The organism is Methylophilus sp. Leaf414 (genome assembly GCF_001425425.1).
In the GTDB taxonomy this organism is placed as follows: Bacteria; Pseudomonadota; Gammaproteobacteria; order Burkholderiales; family Methylophilaceae; genus Methylophilus.
In genome coordinates this window covers 74,290-98,662 of sequence record NZ_LMQQ01000001.1, presented here as the reverse complement: position 1 = coordinate 98,662, position 24,373 = coordinate 74,290, and the positions used below count along the sequence as shown (strand labels likewise).

The following is a 24,373-nucleotide window of genomic DNA, read 5'->3' as shown; positions in this document are numbered from 1 at the left end:
AAACATGGCATTCACTGATATTCAAGAGTCAAATTCAGCAAAGCAATCTTTGTATGAGTGGCTGGGCGGTGCGGAGAAGGGCACAGAGAATATTCGACTGCTGGTCGAGACTTTCTATGACATCATGGAAGCCGATCCCAAAGCATCAGGTTTACTTGCCCTACATCCGCAGGATCTGACCGAAACCCGTGAAAAGTTATTCATGTTTTTTATGGGCTGGACCGGGGGACCCCAGCTTTATATTGAGCGATATGGTCATCCGCGCTTGCGCGCCCGTCATATGCCGTTCACGATTGGTGAATCCGAACGTGACCAATGGATGTATTGCATGATAAAGGCCATGCACCAATGCCAGTTTGAGGAGAGCCTTATCCGGCATATGGCTAATCAGTTATATGGAGTGGCTGACTTTATGCGGAATCGCGAAGGTTAAAGTCCAACTGATTTAAAAATACATAAAAAGCCCCGTTGAAACGGGGCTTTTTATTATGATTGCGAGCTTTCGACTTCTACTTCTGGGGATGCCGGTTGCTCTAAGCCCTCTTTCTGGCGGGCTTTGCTTGTATTCTGCCGTTTATTTTCGGCAGGGCGTGCTTTAGCTTTTGGCGTTGCCTTGAAACCAAAGCCACCTAAAAGCGCAGCAACCACTTTACGTTTGGCTGATGATGGTTTGGTGGTTGGCGCCACCGTTGGTTTGGTAGATTCAACAAAACCAGTCGATTCATAAGGCTGGTAAAACCAGGCGTCATCAGCTGTTTTGGCTTTAGATGATCGTTGGCCAGTTGCGCGTGAACCAGGTGTACGTGGACTCGATGATTGACTAGACTTGTAATCAGGCGTGCTGGTTACCGCTTTCTCTTTCGGAATCTGTTTTTTAATCAGCTTTTCAATGTCATCAAAGTACTTGGTTTCTTCCTCATCTATCAACGAGATAGCGATACCTTTGGCTCCAGCGCGGCCTGTACGGCCAATCCTGTGCACATAGTCTTCAGGTGAAGTAGAAATTTCGTAATTGATTACCAATGGTAAGTCACTGATGTCCAGGCCACGCGCAGCTACATCGGTGGCTACCAGGGCATGAATACTACCTGCCTTGAATGCATCCAGTGCTTCAATACGTTCTTTCTGCGACTTATCACCGTGAATCGCGCTACAAGGAACTTCAGCGCGTTCCAAAGCACGTGCCAGTTTGCTGGCAGACAATTTGGTTTTGGTAAAAATAATCACTTGCTGGCTGGCATATTGTTTCAGTAGCTGCACCAGGAAACGTTCTTTTTTATCTGTGTTCACCAGAAAGGCTTTTTGCTCCACATTGTCATTGGTGGCATTGCTGCGTGCCACTTCGATCAATGTTGGCTGGTTCAAGAAGGCATCGGCTAATCTTTTAATCTCATCCGAAAACGTGGCTGAGAACATCAGGTTCTGGCGCTGTTTTGGGAGTAACGCCAATATACGCTTGAGGTCAGGCATAAAGCCCATATCCAGCATACGGTCGGCTTCATCCAGCACCAGAAATTGCACCTGGCTTAAAGACAGTGTTTTTTGCTCAACGTGGTCCAACAGGCGACCAGGCGTAGCGACCAGAATTTCGACACCGGTTTTGAGTATCGGTGTCTGTGTCTTGATATCTACACCGCCGTATACCACCAGGCTACGCAAGGAGGTATGTTTGGCGTAAGTTTTAATGTTGTCATACACCTGGATTGCCAGCTCACGTGTAGGCGCCAGCACCAGTGCCCGGATCGGATGTTTTGCCGGGGAGGTGCTGGTACTCGCATGAGGAAGCAATGTATGCAAAATCGGTAACGAAAATGCTGCCGTTTTCCCTGTGCCAGTTTGTGCACCTGCCATCAAGTCTTTGCGCTCAAGCGCTAAAGGAATAGCCTGGGCCTGGATTGGCGTTGGCGTTGTGTAGCCTGATTCTTCAATGGCTTTTAACAACGGCTCAGCCAAGCCCAAAGACCTAAAATCTAAGGGTGGCGGAGCATCTGAAGGTGCACTCAAATCTACAGTATTTTGCTCTGACATATGTCTGCTTATGCAAATGAACGAGGACGTTTGATACCACCAGCTTCACCAAATGGCTTGCTACCACCAGTGCGTGGTTTGTTTGCACCACGATTGCCACCGTTAGGATTGCCGAAGCGCTCTTGCGGCTTTGCTGATGGGCTGCCCGAAGTAGAACGTGGGCGGCGTTGACCAAACTCTTCGGTCAATGCACGGGCGAACTGAAAGTCAGTGTCTTTAGTGTAGCTTTTGCTGTTGCCATTTACTTCGCGGTCTGTTCTTTGTTCAGCATGACGTGGTTCGCTTACGCCGGTAGTTGCACGTGGCTCACGTGGTTTGCTAGGCTGGCCATCACGCATCACACGGTCACCAAAAGAGCTGTTTTCACGGTTGCCACGGAATTCGCGGTTTTCGCGTCCACCGCCATCACGGCTGTTACCACGAAAGCCACCTTTGTTTTGCGGGCGACCATTGCTGCTACCAGGACGTTTACCACCATTACCGCGTTTTTCACCACCACCATCATCCATGCGGATAGCGCGTTTAGGCTCGAAACCGGCAATGACTGCTGGCTGGAATTTATGACCGGTGTATTGCTCAATTTTACGCAACAGGTGACGATCAGTGTTAGAAGCAAAAGAAATCGCAATGCCGGAGTTGTTGGCACGGCCGGTACGACCAATGCGGTGTACGTAATCTTCAGCGAATTTTGGCAGGTCATAGTTAATGACGTGTGTAATGCCATGCACATCAATACCACGCGCTGCTACGTCGGTGGCGACCAGTACTTTGACATCGCCATGACGCAGTTTAGTGAGGGTACGGTTACGTGCACCTTGGGTCATATCACCATGCAATGCCGCTGTGCTGTGACCAGCTGCATACAAGTCTTCCGCCAGCAAATCAGCATGACGTTTGGTGCTGGTGAAAATAATCGCCTGGTTGACATCTGGAGCAATCAGCAAATGCTCCAGCAGTTTGTTTTTGTGGTTCATGTCATCTACAAAATGCAGACGCTGTTCGATATTGGCATGTTGTTCTCTTTGACCAGCCACTTGAATCGTCAGTGGATTGTTCAGGAAGCGTTTGCCGATATCCTTAATACCATCTAAGGTGGCAGAGAACAGCAAAGTTTGACGCTCAGCAGGCAAAGCGGCACAAATTTTCTCAACATCAGGCATAAAACCCATGTCCAGCATACGGTCTGCTTCGTCCAGTACCAGCATTTGCAAACGGCTCAAGTCAATACGGCCACGCTCAAGGTGATCAATAAAACGGCCAGGCGTTGCCACAAGAATATCTAATGGTTGTGACAGCAATTTGTTTTGCAATGGGTAAGGCATGCCACCGACGATACTGACGCAACGTGCGCGCAGGAATTTACCGTATTTACGGGCTGCTTCGTTTACTTGCGCAGCTAATTCGCGGGTAGGAGTTAAGACCAGAATGCGTGGGCCACGGCTGCGAACCGGGTGCTGGGTAGCTAATAAATTTAATGCTGGCAATGTAAAAGCTGCTGTTTTACCGGTACCGGTTTGGGCAGAGGCCATAATGTCACGGCCTTGCAAGGCTTCAGGAATAGATTGAGCCTGGATAGGTGTTGGATTCTCATAGCCTGCATCGGTCAATGCACGCAAAATGGATGGGTCTAGATTTAAATCTGCAAAAGACAAGGAATGTCCCTTTCATAAACAATTAAAAAGGGCGCAAGTAAAGCAAATTAAAGCAAAGCAAAAAAGCAAAGCTAACCAATGTCAGCACAAAGAAAAGTCGTGTGCTAAATCATTAAAGTAAGCCAAAGCAAATATGGAGATGAATCGCTTTTACCGGCGCTAGGCATAGCCACTAACCGATAAAAGAAGAGGTTGTCATGAAAACAACTTCTAAAGATGATAGCCTCAAAATTTCACGAGTTATCGATGGGTCAGGGCGATGAATTTAAAACAGTCGGGCATTAATTTCAACCCAGTGCGTTTTAAGTTGAGCGCAGTATAGCCATTTTATTTTAAAAGTCAAATATTTAACGTGATTTATGCTAAAATCGCGCCCTTTCCAAAACAGATGGCAGTTCACATGGCACGCAACCTTAGAAATATCGCAATTATCGCCCACGTTGACCACGGTAAAACCACCATGGTTGATAAGTTACTTCAACAGTCAGGTACTTTTGCCTCACACCAGGCAGTGACTGAACGTGTGATGGATAGTAACGATCTGGAAAAAGAACGTGGCATTACTATTCTGGCAAAAAATACAGCCTTAACTTATGAAGGCACACATATTAATATCGTCGACACACCGGGCCATGCTGACTTTGGTGGGGAGGTTGAGCGTGTATTGGGTATGGTGGATGGCGTTTTACTGTTAGTGGATGCCGTTGATGGCCCAATGCCGCAAACACGTTTCGTAACTAAAAAAGCATTGGCGCTGGGATTAAAGCCAATCGTCGTCATCAACAAAGTTGACCGCCCAAGCGCGCGCCCTGACTGGGTGATCAACCATACGTTTGATTTGTTTGCAAACCTGGGTGCTACCGATGAGCAACTGGATTTCCCGGTGGTTTACGCTTCTGCTTTAAACGGCTTCGCAACTCTTGACATGAAGGTACCTTCAGACAATATGCGTGCCTTGTTTGAAACGATTTTAAGCCATGTTGAAGCCCCTAAAGGTGATAGCAATGCACCATTGCAGTTGCAGATTTCAGCATTGGATTACTCTACATATACTGGTCGCTTGGGCGTTGGCCGTGTGACTAATGGCCGTATCAAACCAGGTCAGGTTGTAGCAGTGATGCGTGAAGATGAACAAGTAGCACAAGGCCGTATTAACCAGGTGCTCGGCTTTAAAGGTCTCGAGCGCGTACCGGTTGATGAAGCTGAGGCAGGGGACATCGTGATTATTTCAGGTATCGAAGAAATCGGTATCGGCTTCACCATCTGTGACCGTGACAAGCCAGTAGGTTTACCGCATCTTGGCGTAGATGAACCAACACTGACCATGGACTTTATGGTGAATACTTCACCATTGGCAGGTACTGAAGGTAAATTCATTACTTCCCGCCAGATACGTGACCGTTTAACCAAAGAGTTGCTGGTTAACGTGGCTTTGCGCGTTGAAGATACTGAAGATACCGATGTGTTCCGCGTATCTGGTCGTGGCGAGTTGCACCTGACTATTTTGCTGGAAAACATGCGCCGAGAAGGTTTTGAAATTGCAGTGGGTAAACCACGCGTAGTTTTCCGGGAAATCAATGGTGAAAAATGTGAGCCATACGAGATACTGACCGTCGATCTGGAAGACGAGCACCAGGGTGCTGTGATGGAGGAATTGGGTCGTCGCCGTGGTGAAATGAGCAATATGGAGTCTGACGGTAATGGCCGTACACGCCTGGAATACCGCATTCCAGCCCGTGGCCTGATTGGCTTCCAGGGTGAGTTTTTAACACTGACCCGTGGTACCGGTTTGATGGCACACATTTTTGACGAATATGCGCCATTGAAAGCAGATATGCCAGGCCGCCGTAATGGCGTGCTGATCTCTGCTGAACAAGGCGAAGCGGTGGCTTACGCTTTATGGAAACTGCAAGACCGCGGCAAAATGTTCTCCAGCCCAGGCGACAGATTATACGAAGGCATGATTATCGGTATACATAGCCGTGATAATGACCTGGTGGTTAACCCGATCAAAGGCAAGCAGTTGACCAACGTACGTGCATCCGGTACTGATGAAGCTGTGCGTTTGGTGCCGCCTATCTCTATCAGCCTGGAAAGTGCTGTGGAATTTATTGATGACGACGAGTTGGTCGAAATCACACCTAAAACCATTCGCCTGCGCAAGCGCTTCTTGCTTGAGCATGAGCGTAAACGGTCTTCCAAGTAATACTTTAAATAAAATTGCCGGCTATGCCGGCTTTTTTATTGCTGGTTCTAGCTGATGAAGTATTTAATAGTCAGCCTTAGTTTTGTCTAGACAGAGGTTCTTTTGCCTGAAGGCATGCCTGGCTGAATAAACTGCGATACACTCTTTGATATTTTCTGATAATGAGTTGGTATATATTGCATGGATAAATTAAGCAGCTATCGCGTTAACCCTAAAAAATTCTCCCTTAAACAGATTAAAGCGGACGATAAATCCGCCAGGTCAGGCGACAAAGCCGAAGATGCAGCGATATTAATGCAGCTGACCGAAGCCATTAACGAGCGGCAGGATATTCTGCATGCGCAAGGTGAGCATAAGGTGTTACTCATTCTTCAAGGAATGGACACAAGTGGCAAGGATGGCACAGTCAAGCAGGTATTTAGTGCCTGCGACCCGTTAGGCATACGACTGGCCAGTTTCAAAGGGCCTAGTGAGGACGAGCTGGCGCATGACTATTTGTGGCGTGTGCATGCGCAAGTGCCACGTAAAGGCGAGTTGGTGATTTTCAACCGTAGTCACTATGAAGATGTGTTGATCGTCAAAGTGCATGACTGGATTAATGACGCGGAAGCCAAACGCCGCTATCAGCAGATCAATGATTTCGAGCGCATGTTAACCGAAACAGGCACAACCATCATTAAGTGTTTCCTGCATATTTCCAAAGAAGAGCAAAAAGAGCGGTTGCAGGAGCGGCTGGATGATCCGACCAAAGGCTGGAAATTTAATCCCAACGATCTTAATGAGCGGGCGTTATGGGATAAATATATGAAAGCCTATGAGATGGCGCTGCAGGAAACATCTACCGAACATGCACCATGGTATGTCATTCCGGCAGATTCAAAAACCAACCGCAATTTGTTGATATCGCGGATTTTGTTGCAGGCGCTGGAAGATTTGCCCCTGGCGTATCCTGAAAAACCCAAGGAGTGGAATAAGTTAGTGATTGAAGACTGAGGTCGGATTTAATGATTTTACGCTGTCCCAAATCAGCTAATCACGGTTAAATAGCGCCAAATACTAGCTAGCTTAAAAATGAGTTTACGTTTTCGATTAAATCTCCTGGTAACCATGCTCTCATTGGCCTTTTTGGTGGCTGCCGGTGTAGTATTGGTGCGGGATACGCGAGACAGCATACGCGAACGTGTCGAAGCGGCCATGCGGGTAACAGTGCAATTACTGGATACCGTCATTGTCAGCTCTGCCATGAACCCCAGCCTGGGTCCCACCCATTATGTGCTGCAGGACTTTCTCAAGTCTTTGGGCTATGTGCGCAGCAGCCGGATCGAGCTTTACGATTATTCAAATACGCCGCTGTATATTTCCCCTGACTCCACCTTTAAAACCGAAATTGATCCGCCGCAATGGTTTGTGAAGCTGGTTTCACCCAAAGTAGAAACGGTTACGCGACGTGTGCGCTATGGCATCCTGATCATCACTTCAAGTGCTGAAGGTTCGATTCGTGAAGCTTGGTCAGGTTTTCTGCAACTGATTGTCATGGGAACCGGTTTTTTTGTGCTGCTAAATTTGCTGGTTTACGGTTTGTTAAGTCATGCCTTGCGGCCTGTGCATCATATATTGCGCGGCATCAACCAGATAGAGCAGGGGGATTTGACCACCAGATTGCCACGCTTTTCACTGCCAGAGTTTGATCGTATAGGCGCCAGCCTGAATCAAATGGCGGTTTCTCTGGATGCCGAGCGGCAATTGGAACAGAACCGTCAACTGACACAACTGATTCAGCAGCATATTGAAGATGAGCGCCGCAGTTTAGCCCGTGAACTACACGATGAATTGGGCCAGTACGTAACGGCAATTAAGACCTTTGCGGTGGCCATTGTAAACAAAACAAAGGATAAAACGCCGGATATCGCTGCAAGCGCACAGACCATTGTGGCGGCTGCTAATCATATTTACGACGGCATGCACAATATCATTCGCCAATTACGCCCTGCGGCGATGGATAACATGGGGCTGATAGAAACTTTGCGCGATATGGTGGCTGGCTACCAGGCGCAACATGCGGGGTTGAATATCCAGTTACATGTTTCTGGTCGATTCCAGCCTATGGGCGAAAATGTGAATATCAATATTTACCGGATAGTGCAAGAAGCCGTTAACAATGCAATTAAGCATGCGCACGCCCAGTCGATCAATGTGCACATCGTTTCCAGTGAAGATGACCTGCTACTGACGATTAATGATGATGGCGTCGGTATGCCGCTAGAAGCCATCGACCAAACCCGCCATTTTGGCCTGCTAGGCATGCGTGAGCGGGTACAAGCCTTGCATGGCCAGTTTAAGATCGTTTCCGAAACAGAAGCCGGTGCTGGAACTGCACTAGAAATCCGATTGCCTATACAATCGGCCTAAAACAAAAGGGAAGACTAAGTATGATTAGCGTGATGCTGGTAGATGACCATGCAGTTGTGAGGATGGGTTTTAAAATGCTGCTTGAATCCGATCAGGATATCAAGGTCATTGCCGAGGCCGAAAGTGGTGAAGCGGCCATTCGTGCCTATGTTGAACATCATCCGCAAGTGGTGGTGATGGACATCACAATGCCCGGTATTGGCGGCATGGAAGCGATTGAGCGTATTCTTGCCAAGGACAATCATGCGCGTATTCTGGTGTTGTCAGCGCATGAAGATTCGGTACATCCCAAACGCGTGCTAAATGCAGGAGCGATGGGCTATGTCACCAAACGCAGTGCGGCGGAAGAGTTGATTAAAGCGATCCGCAGTGTGGCTAATGGTAAAAAGTATATTGAAGCCAGCGTGGCACAACAGATGGCAATTCAGCAATTGTCAGGTGAACAGAACCCGGTCGATGTATTGAGTGAACGTGAGTTTGAGGTGTTTATGTCGCTGGCGCGCGGTAAATCCACTAATGAAATTGCGGAAACATTATTTCTGAGTCCGCGTACGGTGGGGACGCATTTATACAACATCAAGCAGAAACTGAACGCACAGAATTCAGCAGAAATTGCGCTGATTGCCATGCGTTGTGGCCTGCTTGAGCCTTAAGCTGATGGTCTGGGGCTACTGGCGCGGGAGCTGATAACCCCGCTCAGCATAATCAGCAGCATACCGGCATATTCAAGCCAGGATAAATGTTCGCCCCACCAGAACACGCCGATCAAGGTCGCGAATACCACTGTGCTGTAGGCGAGGCTTGCCACGGTCAATGTATGGCCTGTACGGTAAGCCCGTGTCAGGGCGAGCTGGCTGATAGTTGCCGAGATGCCTAACCCAAGTAACAACGGGATATCCTGCCAGTGTAAAGTCGTGATCTCGGTATTCAACATCAGAGCACCACTGGCAACACTACACACCAGCGTGAAATAAAACACCGTGCGCCAATCCGGTTCGCCACTAACGCCCAATTGTTTGACGTGCACATATGCCAGGGCAGCACCTATTCCGGACAGCAAGCCTACACCAGCAGTTAGCCAAAGGTCAGGTTCCCATCTTGGTTGCAGCAACAATGTCACACCGACAAATCCGCCAATCACACAAAAATTCAAGGTGTTTTGCTGCCAGCGTGACAAGGGTTGCTCTGCGCTAAGCAACCACGGTGAAAACAATGCCAGAAACATGGGAGAGGTGTAGTTAAGGGTAATGGCCGTTGCCAGCGGCAAATGCGCGATCGCATAAAAAAACAGCAACAGGGCAGTAAAGCCAATTAAAGCGCGGCTCATCTGCTTGCGTAGCACAGGACTTTTCAGCGGTTTACCTTGCCAGTAAACCATACAGGCAATCGTAATAAAGCCAAATACAGACCGGTAAAACACTAACTCTGTACTGCTGAAGCGTTCGGCGCCGGTTTTTACAAATGCGCCCATGATGGCAAAGCCTAATCCGGCGACCAGCATCCAGAGGCTGCCTAATTTCCAATGTCTTGGGTGTGAAAAGGTTGGCAAAATGTGAATCTAGCGTACTGCTTGCGCTGGTAGGTGCGGTTCTATTTGCTTGCGATACCAGTGATGAAAATGTTCCAGGCCCGTTTCCATCGGATGTTGATAAGGACCGCGCTCATCTTTTCCGGTCAGGTAAAGCGCTTTGCGGCCATCGTGCATCCGTTGGCAGATTTCGTTGTCTTCGATTGCAGTTTCGAAATAGGCAGCTTGTTGCGCTTTTATATATTCCCGCTCAAACAAGGCAATATCTTCCGGATAATAAAATTCAACTACGTTTTTACATGAGTCGACGCCGGTCGGGATGATATGCGACACTACTAGTACATTGGGGTACCACTCGATCATCAGGAATGGATAAAGTACAAACCAGATCGCACCATATTTAGGATTTTTACCTGCCTGGTAATCGGTAACTGCTTGTTGCCAGGCTTTGTAAGTCGGAGACAAACTATAATCCGGCAATGGTTTGTAACCGACGGTTTGTACGCTGTAGTGTTCACCAAACTCCCAGTTCAGCTCACCGCAATCAACGAATTGATTCAGGCCGGGGTGGAACGGGCCTACGTGATAATCTTCAAGATAAACTTCAATAAAGGTTTTCCAGTTGAAGTCATAGTGATCAACGACCGCCTGGTCAAAGTAGTAGCCGGTGAAATCAAAGTCCTGCTTGCAGCCTAATTGTTTAAGCGTGTCAGCAATCTGTAATGATTTGCTTTTAGTTGCGGGCTGGGTGGCTTTAAATAACAAACCTTGCCAGTCACTCAGTCGTTGGTTCTCCAGGTGCAAACAAGGATTTTTCTCGAAGTGGGGCGCACCAAGTAGCTGGCCATTCAAGTCATAAGTCCAGCGATGGAGCGGGCATACGATATGCTGGGCGTTTCCCTGGCCGGACAGCATGACTGCCTGGCGGTGACGGCAGATATTGCTCACCAGTTGCTGCTCGCCCTGGTTATTTACCAGTGCCATCGCATTGTGCATCCAATCCAGTGTACGGTAATCACCCGCTTTTGGTGCCATGCATGCGTGACCGATGTATTGAGGATGTAGCGAGAACAAGTGTGCTTGCTCTAATGCATAAATTTCCGGATTGAGATACCAGTCAACAGGTAATTGTGCGAAGCGAGTCTTGTTTTGTTCTTTATTTAAAGAGGTGACAGAACCCATATTCCAAACTGAATGAACACTTGCAAAAAACAATAATTGTGCCCGAAAAGGGGCTGGATGAAAAGCCAAGGCCGGAGTGATGCCTATGGTTATGTGCAGTGCTTAATTGATGGCAGCAGTGGTTAATGTGCCTGTTGTGAGCAACACGTACACAAGCAGTTATTGTAACAGCCCTTAACTATCTCAATTAAATTCAGTTATAATATTAGAGGTTTCTATGTATAACTATACGTAACGATAATTGCATTTTAGGAGCAAGCGAATGGCAAATTTATTAGATCAGTTGAAAGCAATCACCACTATTGTGGCTGACACAGGTGATGTTGAAGCGATTAAAAGCGTTAAACCGGTAGACGCAACTACCAACCCATCACTGGTATTGAAAGCGAGTCAGATTCCTGAATACGCACCTCTGATCGAGACAGCAATTGCCTATGCAAAAGCACAAGGTGGTTCAAAGGAACAACAAATTGAAAATGCAGCTGACAAACTGGCTGTGTTGATTGGCGCTGAAATCACTAAAGTGGTTCCAGGCCGTATTTCTACTGAAGTAGATGCACGTTTGTCTTTCAACATTGATGCGATGATTGCCAAAGGCCGCAAACTGATCAAACTGTACGAGGATTCAGGCATTTCCAAAGATCGCGTACTGATCAAACTGGCTTCTACCTGGGAAGGCATCAAAGCAGGTGAACAACTGGAAAAAGAAGGCATTCAATGTAACCTTACATTATTGTTCGGTTTTGGCCAGGCACGTGCTTGTGCTGAAGCTGGCGTATTCCTGATTTCCCCATTCGTTGGCCGTATCCTTGACTGGTACAAAGCGAAAAACCCAGGTACCGAGTACACACAGGAAACTGACCCGGGTGTGGTTTCTGTACGCGCTATCTACCAGTACTACAAAGAACATGGTTACAAAACAGTAGTGATGGGTGCTTCTTTCCGTAATACCGGCGAGCTGATTGCATTGGCCGGTTGTGACCGCCTGACTGTTTCTCCTAACCTGTTGCAAGATCTGGCAGCAACTGAAGGTACATTGGTACAAGTACTGAAAGATGGCGGCAAAACCAAAGAAGCTCCTGCAAAATTGACAGAGGAACAATTCCGTTTTGAATTGAACCAGGATCCAATGGCGACCGAGAAGCTGGCTGAAGGTATCCGTGGTTTCGTAGCTGACCAGAACAAACTGGAAACAGCATTAGCCGCAAAACTGTAATATCTGTGTGAGAACATAAGAAAACGGGCAGGACCTGCCCGTTTTTGATTTTTACACTCAGGCATAAATTGGCCTGTAACATTGACTTATTTTGGCTGCCGGCTTACTATTAGCGACCAGCTTGAATTGGTAGTACGCTAGAAATAGCATTTAGAAACTTTAAATATTTGGAGAAAAACATGGCATTAACTCAAATGGCATTAGACTCATTGGATTTTGACGCAACTATCGCTTTGGCAGAAAAAGTTGCTCCGCACGTTGACATTCTGGAAATCGGTACACCATGCATCAAGCACAACGGTATCAAATTACTGGAAACTCTGCGCGCTAAATTCCCAAACAACAAAATCCTGGTTGACTTGAAAACTATGGATGCTGGTGAGTACGAATCTGAGCCATTCTACAAAGCTGGTGCTGACATCTGCGTAGTTTTGGGCGTATCTGACATCGGTACAATCAAAGGCGTAATCAAAGCTGCTAACAAATACGGCAAAAAAGCTCAAGTTGACCTGATCAGCGTTGAAGACAAAGTTGCTACAACTAAAGAAGTTGTTGCTGCTGGTGCTCACATCATCGGTATCCACACTGGTTTGGACCAACAAGCTGCTGGTCAAACTCCTTTCGCTGACTTGGCAGCGATCGCAGGTTTGAACCTGGGTGTTGACATCTCTGTTGCTGGTGGCGTTAAAGCTGCTACAGCTGCTCAAGTACGTGACGCTGGCGCGACTATCATCGTTGCTGGTGCTGCTATCTACGGCGCTGCTGATCCAGCTGCTTCTGCTGCTGAAATCACTGCTATCGCTCACGGTTAATTTTTTAACTATCAATAAGTAATTATTGATCAGCGATTATAAAAACCCGACTCAGCAATGTGTCGGGTTTTTTATTTGATATTTTGACTACAACAGGATAAAAACATGGATCATCAACAGTTTATTTTGGACAATTTAAAACGTATTTTAGACGTGACTGACAAGTCAAAGGCGGCTGAATTACTCAAATTAGTTGAAGAAGCAGGCTCAACATTTATCGGTGGCGCAGGTCGCTCACTGTTGGTCTCACGTTTCTTTGCAATGCGTTTGGTGCATTCTGGCTACAGCGTTTTCATGATTGGCGAAGTAGTGACTCCTGCTATCAAAAAAGGCGACCTGCTGATCCTGGTTTCAGGTTCTGGCGGTACTGCAACCCTGTTGCCATTCGTGAAAAAAGCCAAAGAAGTTGGCGCTAAACTAGTGGTTATTTCCATGAAGAAATCTTCTGCCATGGCAGATGTAGCTGACCTGGTTGTCCAAATCGGTCAGGACGACAGCTTCCCATTGGTTAAAGGTATGCCTATGGGCGGTCAATTTGAATTGTCTACCCTGGTATTCCTGGAAGGCGCAATCTCCGAGTTGATTCACGCTAAAGGCCTGACTGAAGAAGGTATGCGCGCATTGCACGCAAACCTGGAATAAAGCTTATTCCCGTAGTAAAAAAACCGGCCTTGGCCGGTTTTTTTATTGACCTAACCCTTTAAGTCTACCGCCGTGATTTTTTTCTGGTGCAAGGCGCTGGCGATCAGTACTCCCTCCGCACCAGTGCTTTCCAGCGCGTAGATATCGTGCATATTTCTCACACCACCTGCCGCATATAACCCTGTATGCGTAGCCTGTTTGATTGCGTGTAGTTTTTCCAGATCCGGGCCCTGATTGGCACCGACTTTTGGCAAGCTCATCACAATAGTCGGTTGCGACCAATATGAGTGATCTTTTTCAAGTATCTCCGGACCATGAAAACCATCCTGGAAGTAATCCAGTGACAGCACACTGTTTTCTGCCATTTCACGCAGCTTTTCATAAGCGTGAATATCCGATAGAGATTCACTAGCGAGTACCGGCCTGATAGCGCTATTTAGCCAGGGTACAAGGTTTGCAGTGCTTTTAAAGCCGGCATCCACCCACCACTGAATCTGTGGGAATACCTGCATGGCTTCGGCAATGTAGTCTCTATGGTTTGGCAGGGTGGTATCACCGGTAATGGCATTTAAATCGGCAATATACACACAGTCAAATGGATAAACTTGTAAAATAGCAGTCACGACATCGAGCAGGGTGTGACTGTCTGTCAATTTTGATTGTATGGGACGGTAAGATTGGCGTTGCCCCTGAATGGCTTGTACTACCTGGCCATGCATCAAATCGATGACGGGAATAATATGCAAAATAAATCTCGTTTGAACATCTGGGTTTGTGAATATGTCAGTGCCGGTGGCCTGGCATCTGAATCAATGCCAGCCAGCCTGTTACAGGAAGGCCTGCTGATGCGCGACGCTCTGCTGGCTGACTTGTCTGAGCTGGATGTGAATTGTATCACCAGCCATGATGTCAGGGTGATGCCTCCAGTCAGCGTATCTAGCATGGCTATACAGCCTGCAGATGATATTTTTGCACTCTGGCGTAAACAATTGGCTACCAACGATGTAGATGCCTGTTGGGTAATCGCACCAGAGACGGATGGCATCCTTGAACGCATGTATCAGTTGGTGCAAGAGGCAGGAAAATGCTGGATTGGCTGTAGCGCAGATGCCATCCGGAAAACAACTTCCAAATTGTTAATGACCGACATTTGCGATCAGTCAGGGATTTCAGTTATTCCTGGTCGCTACTTAAAAGAGTCAATGCCATTGCGATCTCTGACCTGGTATGAAAATACTATAGCTGGCTGGGTAATTAAACCCGATGATGGGGCTGGGTGCGAACATACTTTTCACTTTAACAATGATTCAGAAGTCGCTGAATTTAATAATAATATAAAAAATAATTATTCATTCCCTTATGATAAATTACTGTTACAGCCTTATATCACCGGTCAAGCTTTAAGCATGTCTGTTTTATCAACCAAGGACCAGGTAAAAGTGATTGCAGGTCATCAGCAAAGGATAACTATTAACCAGGGAAAATTCAGCTTTGAGGGTGCGGGTGTGAATCAGGCAGCGCAGTATTTACCATTGATGCAAGCGCTGGCTGAACGCATTAAAAAAGCTATTCCGGGATTGATTGGTTATTGGGGTGCGGACATGATATTGACTGACAACAATGCGTTAACCTTGGTTGAGATTAATCCTCGATTGACAACTCCCTATATTGAACTCTCCAAGTTAGTTACTGAGAATCCAGCCAAATGCATACTGGATGCGGTTTTACATAACAGGCTGTCAGAGTGTGTAGCGCAATCGTCGGTTTCGCTGGAACTTCCGTCTGTTGAAGTGGAGTTTGATACAGAGTCCAAGGCTGTGTCGAATGAAAGTTTTACTGTATGAGTAATGTGGTTATTGGTTGGGATATAGGCGGCGCGCATGTGAAAGCGGTGATGCTGGATGCGCAAGGGCGCGTCTTGCGAGTATTACAGCAGGCGTGTGCTTTATGGAAGGGTCTGGACCGGCTCGAAGACTCATTGCAAAAAGTGCTGGATTTATGGTCTTTGGAACCCAATCAATCCATGCATGTGGTGACCATGACAGGCGAACTGGTGGATTTATTTGAGAACCGTGCGCAAGGCGTACGCGCTATAGCAGACACTGTGAAAAAATACTTGCCACAAGCCATGTTCTATATGGCTTCACAAGCTGATAAATCTGCGTTTGTTGCTTTAGTTGATGGCAAGGAATCTGGTATCGCCTCTATGAACTGGCATGCTTCAGCGCAATGCCTCGCAGAAACATATGCAGATTTAAGTATGCTGATTGTAGATATCGGTAGTACCACCTGCGATATTACGGTTTGCAATGCACAGCAGGTGCTGGCTAATGGCTGGACAGACGCCGAACGCATGGCCAGCCAGGGTTTGCTCTACACTGGTGTGGTCCGTACCCCTTTGATGGCATTAGGACCTTATATCGAGTGGCAGCAACAGGCGCGTCATATTGCCGCCGAGTATTTTGCTACCACTGCCGATGTTTACCGCGTGCTGCAAGAATTACCTTCTAAGCATGATCTGGCGGATACAGCAGATGGTCAGGATCGCTCTTCGGATGCTAGCACGCGGCGCCTGGCACGCATGGTAGGTCATGACCTGGAAGATGGCGATACAATCCATTGGCGCTCGCTGGCGCAAGCATTCAGGGATAAACAATTGAACATACTGGTCAATGCGATTCAATCTTGTACAAAAAAGTCAGCCATGCAACCGCAAACCTTAACAGGGCTAGGAGCAGGCAGTTTCTTGTTGCCTGAGATTGCGCATCGCTTAGGCATGATTTACAAACCGGCATCGGCATCAATATTGGCTGATGATTCCCAATTAAAGAACGACGCAGAAGTGTGTTTTCCGGCGTATGCCGTTGCGAGGTTATGGCAGGCATGGCATTGATTCAGCTGGAATTACCCTATCACGAAGGTGCTTATTGGCTGACACAGGTCAGACATTTGCTGTGGCCTATGTTGCTGGAAAGTGGGCGTGTTGATGCCGTTGAAAAGCAGTTTTCAGTCGATGAAGAGATCAGCCTCGGCGCCAGGTTTGATATCGTGGTTGCTGAACCGGTTGCCAGAATTATTCATCGTCGCCCGGTCACAGAGGTGCATATTAACCATGCACTGCAACAGTATGAAGAAGATCCTTTTGCAGCCATCAAGCGTTTCTTGGCACCACACAAGGTTGACCGGGTGACCGATGTACCTTTTGCCGGTGGCGCGCTAGGTTATTTTTCTTATGACCTGGGGCGCAGCATCGAACCTATGCCTGAACTGGCCGCACAGGATATGCCTTTGCCTGAGTTGCTGGTCGGCATATATGACTGGGCGATTGTGGTCGATCATCATAAACGCTGTTGCCAGCTGGTTTCACATGCCCGCTTTAACACTGCTGACTCACTCCATGCATTGCAGCTTAGCCTATTGCAGCCCAAAGAGCAGCCTGAGAAACAGGCATTCAGCGTAGTGGGCGACATTGCGCATAATATGGACAAGCCTGCTTATGCAAAAGCTTTCCGGAAAGTAAAAGACTATATTCTGGCGGGAGATTGCTACCAGATTAACCTGGCACAACGGCTGGCTGTCAAAGTGCAAGGCGATGCGTGGCAAGCGTATGACCAGTTCCGCCAATTGAGCAAAGCACCGTTTATGGCTTATTTGCAGGTGGATGACGGGCAGGGGATGCCGTTTGAAGTACTTTCCATGTCGCCGGAGCGTTTTCTGCAAGTGACTGATAATAAAGTGGAAACACGCCCGATAAAAGGCACGCGCCCCCGACATGCAGATGCAGCAATGGATAAGCAGGAAGCAGAGTCGCTGGCTGGCAGTATCAAGGACAGAGCCGAAAACCTGATGATTGTCGATTTATTGCGCAATGATATCGGCAAGGTATGTGAAATTGGCTCGGTTAAAGTGGATGCTCTGTTTCGCTTGCAGCGTTTTACCAATGTGCATCATCTAGTCAGCATTGTGCGCGGCGTACTTGCCAGTGGCTATCATGCAATGGATTTGCTACGCGGCTGTTTCCCTGGTGGTTCCATTACCGGCGCCCCCAAATTGCGGGCGATGGAAATTATAGAAGAGCTGGAACCGCACCGGCGCGGCATTTATTGTGGCAGCATCGGTTATGTTGGATTTGATGGTAGTATGGACACCAATATATCAATACGCACAGCGGTTATCTGCAACCAGACCATGACGTTTTATGCCGGTGGCGGGGTAGTTGCTGACTCTGATTGCGATAAGGAATACCAGGAAACACTGGATAAAGCTTCGCAGTTTCTTAAACTGGTGGCGCAATTTAAAACACATTCTTAATTTTTTCGGGAAAACATCATGTGGGTGATCAAGCTTGGAGGAAGCGTGACACACCATGACAGTCTGCTCAAATGGCTGGAGCTGGTTGTCCGTTGGGGCGATGGGAAAATCATTATTGTGCCGGGCGGCGGTGTGTATGCCGATGCGGTGCGTCAATTTCAGCAAATACGTGCCGAGCTGCCCGATGGCCATATCAGTGACTTGCATGCGCATGCGCTGGCTATTTATGCCATGGACCAAATGGCGCGCAGCCTGGTAGCCATGCTGCCGGAACTTGCTTTGGCTAGAAATCCACTTGAAATCGCTGAGCGCGGCTGGCAGCACCGGGGGCTGGTCTGGTTGCCTAGTGAAATGGCATTGAAACCGGAACTAGGGGGTGACACAGCGTTACCGGAAAACTGGGAAACGACTTCCGACAGCTTGGCTGCCTGGCTGGCCTGCCAGCTTGAAGCCAGCCATTTACTGCTGGTTAAATCGGATGACAGGGTGCAGCAGCCAGAAACTTCTTTTGCGCTGGCTGATTTGCAAGCCATGGGCATTGTGGATGCCGGATTGTCTAAAATCTTGCCGCAATCAGCATTCAAATCCTGGATAGTACATCAAAGCGAATTTGATTTGTTTCAGCAAGGGCTGGATACCAAAGTACTTAGCGGGCGCCTGATTCTGTAGTCTCAAACTGGCTTGTTTTCTCAAACCTGCCAAAATGCAGCATGATGGTCGGCAAGATCAGCAAATTGAGGATGGTCGAAGAAATCAAACCGCCCACAATAATGGTCGCCATCGGACCTTCAATCTCACGTCCCGGTTCGCCGCTACCAATCGCCAGCGGCAATAAACCAAGTGCTGTCACCAAGGCAGTCATTAATACTGATGGCAAGCGTTCAGTCGCACCACGGATGCAGGTTTCCATGTTCCATTCGCAACCTTCCTTATCGACCAGATGCTGGAAATGCGAAACCATCATAATCGAATTGCGCAGTGTGATACCAAACAGCGTTACAAAGCCAACCAGCGTGCCGACTGAAATCCATCCACCCGCAAAGAATGTTGCCACGACACCTCCGATCAATGCGAAGGGCAGGTTGGCAAAAGTCAATAACAGGTTACGCAAGCTGCCAAAAGCGATATAAAGCATGAGGAAAATAGCGACGCCGGCTACCATTGAATGGACGATTAAATCGCGACGGGACTCGGCATTGGCCTCAGCTTCGCCTGAAAATTCCATATAATTTCCGGTATGGAGGGTCACTTTCTGGTGTAAGGCTTTCTGTATTTCACTGAGCACAACCTCCTGGTCGCGGCCTGCAATATTGGCAGTAATGGTTTGAATACGTTTTGCTCCAGAGTGTAAAATTTTGGAGCGGCCACCTTCCTGTGCGATATAAGCCACATCGGACAGTTTCAGCATTTGACCTTCAGCATTGAAAATCGGGATGTTGCGCATATCAGCAATATCGTCCCGGTTGGCATCATTTAGCAATACGCTGACGCCAATAGAACGGTTGCCCATAAACACGTGATTGACCGGCACACCTTCATAACTTGCTTTAACTGTGTCCAGTACATCTACAGACTGCAAACCCCATAATGAAAGTTTTTCCTGCTTGAGCCTTATCGCAATTTCGGGCGTTTCCGGTGGCGACTGCACCATCACATCGCGCACACCGCGTATGCTGCCTAAAACATTCGCAACTCTTTGTGCATCGCGGTCGAGTGCATCCAGGTCAAGTCCATAGATATTAATCACCAGGCCGGCAGCATAGCCTGAAATGGTTTCTTCAATACGCTCGCTTAAAAAAGTATTAATTGCAAAGTTTGCGCCTAGAAACCCTAATTCTATTTTGCCGTCGTCATCGTCATCTTCAGTTTCTCCCGAGAGTTCTTCTCGGATAGCGCGATAGATACGTTCCTGGTCTGCACCTGAAACGGTGCCGATTTCAACCTCAAATTCGCTGTAATGTGTGCCAAAAGTATCCGCAGCATTAGGCGCACGGCCAACCCACTGGGCAACGCTTTTTACGCCCGGGATTTCCAGTAACACCTTGGTCACCTGGTTGCCAAGTTTCAGGGATTGTACTTCTGAAGTGCCCGGCACTGTGGTCATATGCAGAATGTAATGACCCTCATGCAAGGCAGGAATAAACTGACTCCTGAACAGCGGCAATAACACCAGCCCAATAGCGATACAGACAAAGCTGGTGACCAGGATTAACTGATAACGATGTTCTATGTGGTGCAACACTTTCACATATTTTTGCTTCAACCAGCGCAGTAACGGTGATTCCTGATTGTCCAGCCGCGCGTTGCCGAGAAGGGCGTAACATAGCGCCGGTGTCAAAGTGAGAGCGACCGCGAGTGAGGCCATGATGGCTGAGATATAAGCATAGGCAAGAGGTGCAAACAACTTACCTGCTACACCAGTCAGTGTGATTAGTGGTAAAAATACCAGTGCGACAATAATGGTGGCATAGACAACAGAGCCGCGCACTTCCATGGAGGCCTGGAAAACCACTTGTGGAATCGGCAAAGGCTGCGCAAGTTGACGGTTTTCGCGCAAGCGCCGGAAAATATTTTCCGTATCGATAATGGCATCATCAACCACTTCGCCCAATGCAATCGCCAGTCCACCCAACACCATGATATTAAGGCCCACGCCATATTGATGCAGCACAACAATGGCAGAAAGCAGTGAAAGCGGGATGGCCGTGGCAGAAATCACTGCCGTGCGGACATTAAACAAAAACAGGAATAGCACGGCTATGACCAGCGTTGAGCCAATCAGGATATCGGAGCGCAAGCTTTGAATCGCGGTTTCAATAAAGTTTGCCGGACGGAACAGCCCTTCATGCAAAGTGACTTGCTGACTTGTCAGGCTCGGCTTGATATCCCGCAGCTTGGTTTCCAGTAATTTGGTAAGCGCATAGGTGTTGGCACCCAGCTGGCCCTGCACAGACAGATACACCGCAGGTTTACCGTTAATGGCGGCAGCGCTGATCGATGGTGCTGCACCTTCAGCAACTTCTGCCACGTCGTTGATACGGATAGTGCGCCCCAGCTTGCGTATTAACGTGATATTACCTAGCTGCTGCGGCGTAGTGGTTTGGCCCTGGCTATTCAAAATAATGCGCTGGTTGTCATTTTGGATGTAACCGGCTCCGCGCACTCCGGTGGCGCGGCTTGCGGCATTCACCACATCCTGTACATTCAACTGGTATAGCATCAATTTGCGCGGATCGATTTTTATCTGGAACTGGCGGACTTCGCCACCGAAGACATTGATATCCGCGACGCCTGGAATCGCCATCAGATGTGGCGTCAGGTGCCAATCAACCAAGGTACGCAACTGCATCAGAGTGAGTTTGTCCGACGTGACGCCTAGACCCAACACCGTACTGGCAGAAGAGGTGAGCGGGGTAATATTGGGGGTGATGCCTGGCGGTAGCTGATTGCCCAGCATATTCAGATTTTCGGCGATGATTTGCCGGTTTCGGTAGATATCCGATTTATCCTGAAAAATAACGGTGATGACAGACAATCCCGGAATGGATTGTGAACGCAGGCTTTTAATGCCTATGGCACCGGCGATGATATTTTCAATCGGTTGGGTGACCAGTTTTTCTACCAGGCTGGCTGACAGGCCAGGAGATTCAGTCTGGATAACGATTTGGGTAGGGGCGAACTCAGGGAAGACGTTTAAATCACTTTGAGTCAGGCTATAAGTACCATAGCCTAACACCAGCAGTGCGAGGCCGATAATCACGCCATAAAATCGAATCGCGAATCTGACCAGTGCTGACATCATGCCTGTGGCTCTTTCCGGCTCTTAAGTCGGCGCGGCTTAATCGTCATTCTCATTTTTAATCTGGAATTTAAATTCTTCCGAGAGCAGCAATTGCGCCCCATGGGTGACGACTTCAGTACCCGGGCGCAGGCTGTTATCAAACCAGCCATTGTCAAGTTCTACATCAGAGGCCACAGGTTTACGCAAAAACGTATCTGCTTTGGTTTTGACATAAATCCAGGCCATACCACCATGCCAGACAATGGCCTGATTCGGCACAATCACACCTTTCAGCATAGAGGATGCCGACTGGGCAGGCACCACATTGACACGCATGCCCACCCGAAGGAACTCTGCCGGCGCACTATAGAAATAGGTTTTACCGATATTGCTGATATCAGTCTGGATAGACTGGGAAACATAGTCGGCCCGCACAGGTTTAATTTCATCCTGGATGGGCGAAATAAAAATAGTCGAGTTTGCTTCAGGCTCTTTGAAATTAAGCGGGAAACTGACTTGCACCAGTACTTTTTTTTGCGTCAGTAAATCATGCAGCGAGCCAGTTGCAGGATGCTGTGTAATCAATGTCGCCAATGGTTTACCCCATTGTGCGACTATGGTATCCGTCAACGCTTTTAATTGTGCCTGCGCAGACTTGATTTGGGTCTGGTCATTAATCACCAGTGCCTGCGCCTCTTGAACCGCTTTGTCAGAGACGTTTTTATCGTCTTCATTTAATTGTTTATAACGCTGATATTGCAATTGGTGGTTAGGCAATATGCTTTCGGCAATGGCTAATTGGGTTTTTAACTGCTGATACTGGCTGTTGTAATCCACCAGTGTCTGAATGGACACCACAGTGCCAAGAACCTTGATATTGCCATGATAGTCATAAGGGTGCAGCGGTTCTACATGGATGCCACTATTTTGCTGCGTGGCCAGGTTTAACTGCACGAGCTGCAGTCCGTGTTGCTCGACTACATGCAATGGGCCTTCAATTTCTTCTTCATTGTCATCCTGCATGGTCTCGTATTCATCGCGGCCAACCAGGACAACCGCCCAAATCAGCAGGATAATAAGTGCAATCTGAGCCCCGATAATCCAGAGTGCTTTTTTATTCATTTTAATGGCGCCTCTTGTGTCTTTATGGCAAATGTCATCGATTGCTCTGATAAAAGCAAAGGTTTTTGCATGACATTCTCAATTTCCTGCAGTGCGCGCAGCACATTGGCCTGTTGTATGACCAGTCGTTGCTGTGCTGCATAAAACTGGATTTCAGTTTGCAGGTATTCCGTTTTATCAATCAGACCTTTACGCCACTGGCTTTCCAACTGTTGCTTGCGGCTGGATTGCTGGGTGTATTCCTGCGTCATTGTAATCAGCAGATTGGCTGTATCACGATATTTTAAATAGGTTTGTTCAGATAACTGAATAATGTGGTGTTGCAGGGCATAGAATCGTGTCGCCTCGTTCTGCCGCACCTCCTCGGCATATGCCCACAGGTCTGATGATTTATTCAGCAGATTCAGCATGCCGCCAATACCCAGCGCCCAAATCCTGTCACCATATTCATACAAGATACCCGGGCTTAATGAGATATCAGGGTAGCGTTTGGCCATTTCCAACCTCAGTTGGGATTCTGCCTTGGCATATTGTGCCAGCCCGCGCTGAATATCCATGCGGTTGGTTAATGCGTAATGCTGGATTGTTTTTGCGTCCTGATAGGTTTGCGGTTGGTCAAATCTGGCCTTAAGAATTTGAGAAATGTTCAGCGGTGCAATATTCAGGGATACATTTTGCTGGTCGGTCAGGCCTGCATCATGCATGATTTTTTGCTGGGTTTGCTTGATCTGCAATGTCAGCTGTTGTAGCTGCCAGGCCGCTTGATCATGCTGCAGGCGTATCGGCAGCACATCAGACTTACCCGCCACACCAAGGTCCAGCCTTTTTTGATAGGCATTCAATAAATCCGCCTGCGACTTTTGCAGTTTCGTCAGGCTGGAATGCAAGGCCTGCTGTTCTGCCAGCGTGATCAAATCCAGACTCAGTTGCTGCCTGAGCATCCAGGCACTCTCTGAAACAAATATTTTGGCAATATCTGCCTGGTACTGCGCAATATCAATATTGATCTGGCGTTTATTGGCAGTGATAAATGGAATATCGACTTGCAAGCCATAAGCCCACGGATTGATATCGCCGTTGGCCTGGTTACTATGCGAAAGCTGGCCATTCAAACCGACCATTGGGCGCAGGCCCGCGCTGGTAATGCCTGCGAGTGCAACGGCATAATCAGACTTGGCTACTTTAAGGGCAGGGTGGAAGTAGAGGGCTGATAATGTCAGCCTGTCGATATCCCAGGAAGTAATCGGCCAGACAGTTTGCGGGTATTGTGTGCGGACAAACTCTTTGAAACCTTCCTGTGTAGGCGAGGCTTGCTGGATATTCTCAATATTTTGCTGCTGTTGTATTGGTTGGGCCTGGTATGCAATGCCGCATGCTGCGAGTAATAGCGGGCAAAAGCAGGCTAGGTAACGCATATTGTCAACAGTATTTAAAAATAGCGCGCGTATTGGCGGTGAAATCAAACTGGCTGATCGAAATGCTCA

The 24,373-nt window shown here is 47.9% G+C and carries 20 protein-coding genes; 12 read left to right on the top strand and 8 right to left on the bottom strand.

Translation table 11 applies throughout. The features are described from left to right. Nucleotides 1–4 precede the first annotated feature (4 nt). On the top strand, nucleotides 5–433 hold the full coding sequence (locus tag ASG24_RS00445) for a group II truncated hemoglobin (protein ID WP_055866586.1): 429 nt from the start codon (nucleotides 5–7) through the stop codon (nucleotides 431–433). Between the two features lie 53 nt (nucleotides 434–486). Here ASG24_RS00445 and ASG24_RS00440 read toward each other — a convergent pair whose 3' ends face one another. Together ASG24_RS00440 and ASG24_RS00435 are read right to left on the bottom strand one after the other, a co-directional pair. Continuing rightward, nucleotides 487–2,028, bottom strand: a complete 1,542-nt coding sequence (locus ASG24_RS00440) for a DEAD/DEAH box helicase (RefSeq protein ID WP_055866583.1) — start codon at nucleotides 2,026–2,028, stop codon at nucleotides 487–489. An 8-nt stretch (nucleotides 2,029–2,036) separates the two neighbouring features. Beyond that, nucleotides 2,037–3,680: a DEAD/DEAH box helicase gene (locus ASG24_RS00435; RefSeq protein WP_055866580.1), complete on the bottom strand. Its 1,644-nt coding sequence runs from the start codon at nucleotides 3,678–3,680 to the stop codon at nucleotides 2,037–2,039. 400 nt (nucleotides 3,681–4,080) lie between these two features. On the opposite strand from ASG24_RS00435, the gene typA reads away from it, so the two are divergent. From typA to ASG24_RS00415, 4 genes are all read left to right on the top strand, one after another. After that, a complete protein-coding gene (typA, locus tag ASG24_RS00430; protein WP_055825142.1) occupies nucleotides 4,081–5,886 on the top strand; it encodes a translational GTPase TypA in 1,806 nt (601 codons plus the stop codon). Between the two features lie 180 nt (nucleotides 5,887–6,066). Beyond that, a complete protein-coding gene (locus ASG24_RS00425; protein WP_055866578.1) occupies nucleotides 6,067–6,879 on the top strand; it encodes a polyphosphate kinase 2 family protein in 813 nt (270 codons plus the stop codon). A 114-nt stretch (nucleotides 6,880–6,993) separates the two neighbouring features. Continuing rightward, nucleotides 6,994–8,295, top strand: coding sequence for an ATP-binding protein (locus tag ASG24_RS00420; protein WP_055825136.1), 1,302 nt, complete (start codon nucleotides 6,994–6,996; stop codon nucleotides 8,293–8,295). Between the two features lie 32 nt (nucleotides 8,296–8,327). Beyond that, a complete protein-coding gene (locus tag ASG24_RS00415) occupies nucleotides 8,328–8,948 on the top strand; it encodes a response regulator transcription factor (protein ID WP_055827174.1) in 621 nt (206 codons plus the stop codon). Here the strand turns inward: ASG24_RS00415 and ASG24_RS00410 are convergent. Continuing rightward, on the bottom strand, nucleotides 8,945–9,844 hold the full coding sequence (locus ASG24_RS00410) for a DMT family transporter (protein WP_255352537.1): 900 nt from the start codon (nucleotides 9,842–9,844) through the stop codon (nucleotides 8,945–8,947). The genes ASG24_RS00415 and ASG24_RS00410 overlap by 4 nt on opposite strands. A 9-nt stretch (nucleotides 9,845–9,853) precedes the next feature. Further along, nucleotides 9,854–11,005, bottom strand: coding sequence for an aromatic ring-hydroxylating dioxygenase subunit alpha (locus ASG24_RS00405; protein ID WP_055866572.1), 1,152 nt, complete (start codon nucleotides 11,003–11,005; stop codon nucleotides 9,854–9,856). Nucleotides 11,006–11,267: 262 nt separating this feature from the next. On the opposite strand from ASG24_RS00405, the gene tal reads away from it, so the two are divergent. The 3 genes from tal (at nucleotide 11,268) to hxlB (ending at nucleotide 13,675) form a co-directional block, all read left to right on the top strand. Beyond that, nucleotides 11,268–12,221, top strand: a complete 954-nt coding sequence (gene tal / locus ASG24_RS00400) for a transaldolase (RefSeq protein WP_055825127.1) — start codon at nucleotides 11,268–11,270, stop codon at nucleotides 12,219–12,221. A 179-nt stretch (nucleotides 12,222–12,400) separates the two neighbouring features. After that, nucleotides 12,401–13,033: a 3-hexulose-6-phosphate synthase gene (gene hxlA / locus ASG24_RS00395; protein WP_055825124.1), complete on the top strand. Its 633-nt coding sequence runs from the start codon at nucleotides 12,401–12,403 to the stop codon at nucleotides 13,031–13,033. A gap of 105 nt (nucleotides 13,034–13,138) precedes the next feature. Next, the gene (gene hxlB, locus ASG24_RS00390) at nucleotides 13,139–13,675 is read left to right on the top strand and encodes a 6-phospho-3-hexuloisomerase (RefSeq protein ID WP_055825121.1); all 537 of its coding nucleotides are present in this window, start codon (nucleotides 13,139–13,141) and stop codon (nucleotides 13,673–13,675) included. A gap of 50 nt (nucleotides 13,676–13,725) precedes the next feature. On the opposite strand, the gene ASG24_RS00385 is transcribed toward hxlB, so the two are convergent. Then, the gene (locus ASG24_RS00385) at nucleotides 13,726–14,421 is read right to left on the bottom strand and encodes a HisA/HisF-related TIM barrel protein (protein ID WP_055866569.1); all 696 of its coding nucleotides are present in this window, start codon (nucleotides 14,419–14,421) and stop codon (nucleotides 13,726–13,728) included. Between ASG24_RS00385 and ASG24_RS00380 the strand changes: the two genes are divergently transcribed. The 4 genes from ASG24_RS00380 to ASG24_RS00365 are packed head-to-tail and all read left to right on the top strand — an operon-like array spanning nucleotide 14,416 to nucleotide 18,655. Beyond that, entirely contained in the window at nucleotides 14,416–15,519 is a 1,104-nt protein-coding gene (locus ASG24_RS00380; RefSeq protein ID WP_055866567.1) for an ATP-grasp domain-containing protein, read from the top strand. The genes ASG24_RS00385 and ASG24_RS00380 overlap by 6 nt on opposite strands. Further along, complete coding sequence (locus ASG24_RS00375) at nucleotides 15,516–16,568, top strand: hydantoinase/oxoprolinase family protein (RefSeq protein WP_055866564.1); 1,053 nt, start codon at nucleotides 15,516–15,518, stop codon at nucleotides 16,566–16,568. Before ASG24_RS00380 ends, ASG24_RS00375 begins: the two co-directional genes overlap by 4 nt. Continuing rightward, nucleotides 16,559–17,986, top strand: a complete 1,428-nt coding sequence (pabB, locus tag ASG24_RS00370) for an aminodeoxychorismate synthase component I (protein WP_055868330.1) — start codon at nucleotides 16,559–16,561, stop codon at nucleotides 17,984–17,986. The genes ASG24_RS00375 and pabB overlap by 10 nt, the downstream gene beginning before the upstream one ends. Nucleotides 17,987–18,004: 18 nt before the next feature. Further along, a complete protein-coding gene (locus ASG24_RS00365) occupies nucleotides 18,005–18,655 on the top strand; it encodes a hypothetical protein (RefSeq protein WP_055866561.1) in 651 nt (216 codons plus the stop codon). Here ASG24_RS00365 and ASG24_RS00360 read toward each other — a convergent pair. From ASG24_RS00360 to ASG24_RS00350, 3 genes are read right to left on the bottom strand one after another with little or no spacing between them, the layout of a single operon-like run. Continuing rightward, nucleotides 18,633–21,788 carry an efflux RND transporter permease subunit gene (locus ASG24_RS00360; RefSeq protein WP_055866559.1) on the bottom strand — a complete coding sequence of 1,052 codons (3,156 nt, stop codon included), beginning with the start codon at nucleotides 21,786–21,788 and terminating at the stop codon, nucleotides 18,633–18,635. The genes ASG24_RS00365 and ASG24_RS00360 overlap by 23 nt on opposite strands. A 36-nt stretch (nucleotides 21,789–21,824) precedes the next feature. After that, nucleotides 21,825–22,889, bottom strand: a complete 1,065-nt coding sequence (locus tag ASG24_RS00355; protein WP_055866556.1) for an efflux RND transporter periplasmic adaptor subunit — start codon at nucleotides 22,887–22,889, stop codon at nucleotides 21,825–21,827. Beyond that, nucleotides 22,886–24,304 (bottom strand): TolC family protein, encoded by a 1,419-nt coding sequence (locus ASG24_RS00350; protein ID WP_055868327.1) that lies wholly within the window; start codon nucleotides 24,302–24,304, stop codon nucleotides 22,886–22,888. The genes ASG24_RS00355 and ASG24_RS00350 overlap by 4 nt, the downstream gene beginning before the upstream one ends. Between the last annotated feature and the right edge of the window lie 69 nt (nucleotides 24,305–24,373).